At 64.5% G+C, this 4251-nt stretch carries 4 protein-coding genes; 2 read left to right on the top strand and 2 right to left on the bottom strand.

The window, feature by feature from the left end; genetic code table 11:
- Positions 1–2556 (top strand): ATP-dependent Clp protease ATP-binding subunit, encoded by a 2556-nt coding sequence (locus NN4_RS44290; RefSeq protein WP_135234495.1) that lies wholly within the window; start codon positions 1–3, stop codon positions 2554–2556.
- A gap of 6 nt (positions 2557–2562) precedes the next feature.
- Here the strand turns inward: NN4_RS44290 and NN4_RS45590 are convergent, their stop codons facing one another.
- Positions 2563–2727 (bottom strand): hypothetical protein, encoded by a 165-nt coding sequence (locus NN4_RS45590; protein WP_186818933.1) that lies wholly within the window; start codon positions 2725–2727, stop codon positions 2563–2565.
- A gap of 122 nt (positions 2728–2849) precedes the next feature.
- Here NN4_RS45590 and NN4_RS44285 point away from each other — a divergent pair, with 122 nt between their 5' ends.
- The gene (locus tag NN4_RS44285) at positions 2850–3497 is read left to right on the top strand and encodes a vWA domain-containing protein (protein ID WP_186818932.1); all 648 of its coding nucleotides are present in this window, start codon (positions 2850–2852) and stop codon (positions 3495–3497) included.
- Here NN4_RS44285 and NN4_RS44280 read toward each other — a convergent pair whose 3' ends face one another.
- The gene (locus NN4_RS44280) at positions 3498–4160 is read right to left on the bottom strand and encodes a response regulator transcription factor (protein ID WP_147144393.1); all 663 of its coding nucleotides are present in this window, start codon (positions 4158–4160) and stop codon (positions 3498–3500) included. It lies immediately after the preceding gene.
- Positions 4161–4251: the final 91 nt, after the last annotated feature.

Raw genomic sequence — 4251 nt, 5'->3', positions numbered from 1 at the left:
ATGTTCGAGAGGTTCACCGACCGCGCGAGGCGTGTCGTTGTCCTGGCCCAAGAAGAGGCCCGGATGCTCAACCACAACTACATCGGTACCGAGCACATCCTGCTGGGGCTGATTCATGAGGGTGAGGGTGTCGCGGCGAAGTCGCTGGAGTCGCTCGGCATTTCGTTGGAGGGCGTGCGTAGCCAGGTGGAGGAGATCATCGGGCAGGGCCAGCAGGCCCCGTCGGGTCATATCCCGTTCACGCCGCGTGCCAAGAAAGTGCTGGAGCTGAGTCTGCGCGAAGCGCTGCAGCTGGGCCATAACTACATCGGTACCGAGCACATTCTGCTGGGTCTCATCCGTGAGGGTGAGGGTGTGGCCGCGCAGGTGCTCGTGAAACTGGGCGCTGATTTGAACCGGGTGCGCCAGCAGGTCATCCAGCTGTTGTCGGGGTATCAGGGCAAGGAACCGGTCGAGTCGGGTTCGCGTGGTGAGGCGGGTACTCCGTCGACGTCGCTGGTGCTCGATCAGTTCGGCCGTAACCTGACCCAGGCCGCGCTGGAGGGCAAGCTCGACCCGGTCATCGGGCGCTCGAAGGAGATCGAGCGGGTGATGCAGGTGTTGAGCCGGCGCACCAAGAACAACCCGGTGCTGATCGGCGAGCCCGGTGTCGGTAAAACGGCCGTCGTCGAGGGCCTGGCCCAAGCCATCGTCAATGGTGAGGTGCCCGAGACGCTCAAGGACAAGCAGCTCTACACCCTGGATCTGGGGTCGCTGGTGGCGGGCAGCCGTTACCGGGGTGATTTCGAAGAGCGCCTGAAGAAGGTGCTCAAGGAGATCAACACCCGTGGTGACATCATCTTGTTCATCGATGAGCTGCACACCTTGGTGGGTGCGGGTGCCGCCGAGGGCGCGATCGACGCGGCCTCGATTCTGAAGCCGAAGCTGGCCCGTGGTGAGTTGCAGACCATCGGCGCGACCACTCTCGATGAGTACCGCAAGTACATCGAGAAGGACGCGGCGTTGGAGCGCCGGTTCCAGCCGGTGCAGGTCGGTGAGCCGACGGTCGAGCACACCATCAACATTTTGAAGGGTCTGCGGGATCGTTACGAGGCCCATCACCGGGTCTCGATCACCGATGGTGCGCTGGTGGCCGCGGCCACGTTGGCCGATCGCTACATCAATGACCGGTTCTTGCCGGACAAGGCGATCGACTTGATCGACGAGGCGGGTGCGCGGATGCGGATCCGTCGGATGACCGCTCCGCCGGATCTGCGTGAGTTCGATGACAAGATCGCTGATGCGCGCCGGGAGAAGGAAAGCGCGATCGACGCGCAGGATTTCGAGAAGGCGGCACGGCTCCGCGACAAGGAGAAGCAGCTCGTCGCCAAGCGTGCTGAGCGGGAGAAGCAGTGGCGTTCCGGTGATCTGGATGTGGTCGCCGAGGTCGATGATGAGCAGATCGCGGAGGTGCTGGCCAACTGGACCGGTATCCCGGTGTTCAAGCTGACCGAGGAGGAGACCACCCGTCTGCTGCGGATGGAGGATGAGCTGCACAAGCGGATCATCGGCCAGGAAGACGCGGTCAAGGCCGTGTCCAAGGCGATCCGCCGCACCCGTGCGGGGTTGAAGGATCCCAAGCGTCCGTCGGGGTCGTTCATCTTCGCCGGGCCGTCGGGTGTGGGTAAGACCGAGCTGGCCAAGTCGCTGGCGAACTTCCTCTTCGGTGATGATGACGCGCTGATCCAGATCGACATGGGCGAGTTCCATGACCGGTTCACCGCCTCCCGGCTCTTCGGTGCCCCTCCCGGCTATGTCGGGTATGAGGAGGGTGGGCAGCTGACCGAGAAGGTGCGGCGTAAGCCGTTCTCGGTGGTGTTGTTCGACGAGATCGAGAAAGCACACCAGGAGATCTACAACACCCTGCTGCAGGTGTTGGAGGACGGTCGTCTCACCGACGGCCAGGGCCGGACCGTGGACTTCAAGAACACGGTACTGATCTTCACCTCCAACCTCGGTACCTCCGATATTTCCAAGGCGGTCGGGCTCGGGTTCACTCAGTCCAACATTCAGGGTTCGAACTACGAGCGGATGAAGCTCAAGGTCAACGACGAGCTGAAGAAGCATTTCCGGCCCGAGTTCCTCAACCGGATCGACGACGTCATCGTCTTCCACCAGCTCACCACCGATCAGATCGTGCAGATGGTGGATTTGATGATCGGCCGGGTCGGTGTCCAGTTGAAGAACAAGGACATGTCGATGGAGCTGTCCGAGCAAGGCAAAGCCCTGCTCGCCAAGCGTGGCTTCGACCCCGTGCTCGGTGCCCGGCCCCTGCGCCGGACCATCCAACGCGAGATCGAAGACCAACTCTCGGAGAAGATCCTCTTCGGCGAGATCGGCCCCGGCCAAACCGTCTACGTCGACGTCGAAGGCTGGGACGGCGAAGGCTCCGGCGAGGACGCCAAGTTCACCTTTGTCGGCAAGACGAAGCTGACCAAGGCGGACAAGGACGAGGACAAGCCCGAGGTCGTGCTGACCGGTGCCGCTGAAGGCACCGCGGAAGCCGCAGGCGAGTAAAAAGCACTACGCGAAAGGCCCGCTCCCTTTTGGGGGCGGGCCTTTTCGTTTCCCCTCGGCGCGCCCACGGAACAGGCGCCGAGCGAGCAGCGCCACGGTGAGGACGACGACCCAGCACAGCAGTGGGACAATCCAGAGGAACGGCCAGGGATCCCAGTCGGGGATGTTCATGGCAAAAGCCTGCGCCGGACACCTGCCGCCGGACATCGGGCGCGCGTCGGCACTCGTCGTACGCCTCGATGCGTATACGGGCGTACTTTGGATGGGGTTCGTAGAACCGATCCGGGGGTGCCATGACAAATCCAGACCTGACACTGATCGCCGTACTACTCGACCGCTCGGGGTCGATGCAGTCGATCAAATCCGACACCGAGGGCGGCTTCAGCGCCTTCATCGAGGAACAGCGCAAGCTGCCCAAGACGATCGAGGTGACGCTGGCGCAGTTCGACACCGAGTACGAATGCGTCTACGCGAACCGCCCGGTCGCGCAGGTACCGCCGCTCGACCTACAGCCGCGCGGGATGACCGCACTGTACGACGCGGTCGGCAGGCTGGTCACCGACGTCGGGGCGGAACTGGCGAAACGGCCCGAACACGAACGCCCGGGCACGGTGATCGTCGTGGTGCTCACCGACGGTCACGAGAACTCGAGCAAGGAGTGGACCCATACCGCGGTGAAATCGCTGATCACCCAGCAGCAGGACGTCTACAGCTGGAATTTCCTGTTCCTCGGCGCGAATATGGACGCCGTCGCGATCGGCACCGGAATGGGTTTCGACCCGAGCAACTCGATCACCTATGCCGCCGCACCGCAGGGTGTTTCGGGAGTTTTCCGCGCCGCGTCGGCCAGCTCGGCCCGGCTGCAGACCGCACCGCCCGGCGCGCCACGCGGCGGGTTCACCGCCGCCGAGCGCGAACAGTCGAATCCCGGTAGCGCCTAATCACTGCCACCCCGGCCGCACCACGCCGGATTCATAAGCCAGCACGACCAATTGGGTGCGGTCGCGGGCGCCGAGTTTCATCAGAATGCGGCTGACGTGCGTGCGGGCGGTGGCGGGGCTCATGAAGAGCCGCTCGCCGATCTCCGCGTTGGTGAGTCCCTCGGCGACCAGGACCAGCACCTCGCGTTCGCGGTCGGTGAGCTCGGAAAGTGTCGCCGGTGGCGGAGTTTTGGCGTGCGCGGAGAATTCGGCGATCAGGCGGCGGGTGACACCGGGGGAGAGCAGCGCGTCACCGGCCGCGACCACCCGCACGGCGCGCACCAGATCGGCCGGCTCGGTGTGCTTGACCAGGAAACCCGTTGCACCGGAGCGCATTGCCTCGAAGACGTACTCGTCGAGCTCGAAGGTGGTCAGCACGACCACCTTCACCTCGGCCAGCTCGGCGTCCTCGGCGATCATCCTGGTGGCGGCGAGGCCGTCCAGGATGGGCATCCTGATGTCCATCAGCACCACGTCCGGGGTGAGACTGCGGGTCATCCGCACGGCCTGTTCGCCGTTGTCCGCCTCGCCCACCACCTCGATGCCGTCCTGCGCCTCGAGCAGCGCGACGAAGCCGCCGCGCACCAGCGCCTGATCATCGGCCACCAGGACCCGAATAGCCATTGGTGTCTCCTACAGTGCAGGCCCGGGTGCGCTGTGCTGCTGCGCCTTGTCGTCCGGCCGGATCGGCCGCACATTGTCGGGCCGGGCCGCG

It is taken from the genome of Nocardia ninae NBRC 108245 (assembly GCF_007990755.1).
GTDB classification, from domain to species: Bacteria; Actinomycetota; Actinomycetes; order Mycobacteriales; family Mycobacteriaceae; genus Nocardia; species Nocardia ninae.
The sequence above is the reverse complement of the archived record's forward strand: the minus strand, read 5'-3'. Positions and strand labels throughout refer to the sequence as shown.